The 468-nt window shown below is 48.5% G+C and carries 1 protein-coding gene and 1 pseudogene; both read left to right on the top strand.

What is annotated here, in order from left to right:
- Window positions 1-183, top strand: a 183-nt coding sequence (locus K0039_RS25195) for a FimD/PapC C-terminal domain-containing protein (RefSeq protein WP_228106866.1), incomplete at its 5' end; no start/stop codon positions are given.
- A 9-nt stretch (window positions 184-192) separates the two neighbouring features.
- Window positions 193-468 (top strand): annotated as a pseudogene (gene fimF, locus K0039_RS25200) (type 1 fimbria minor subunit FimF); the annotation flags it as partial.

Here is a 468-nt window from a genome sequence, read left to right on the forward strand (position 1 = left end):
AGTAGCCAGAGTAGCGGCATTGTTGCGGATAATGGTCAGGTTTACCTCAGCGGAATGCCTTTAGCGGGAAAAGTTCAGGTGAAATGGGGAGAAGAGGAAAATGCTCACTGTGTCGCCAATTATCAACTGCCACCAGAGAGTCAGCAGCAGTTATTAACCCAGCTATCAGCTGAATGTCGTTAAGGGGGCGTGATGAGAAACAAACCTTTTTATCTTCTGTGCGCTTTTTTGTGGCTGGCGGTGAGTCACGCTTTGGCTGCGGATAGCACGATTACTATCCGCGGCTATGTCAGGGATAACGGCTGTAGTGTGGCCGCTGAATCAACCAATTTTACTGTTGATCTGATGGAAAACGCGGCGAAGCAATTTAACAACATTGGCGCGACGACTCCTGTTGTTCCATTTCGTATTTTGCTGTCACCCTGTGGTAATGCCGTTTCTGCCGTAAAAGTTGGGTTTACCGGCGTT

The organism is Terrisporobacter mayombei, from assembly GCF_020748465.1.
Taxonomy (GTDB): Bacteria; Bacillota; Clostridia; order Peptostreptococcales; family Peptostreptococcaceae; genus Terrisporobacter; species Terrisporobacter mayombei.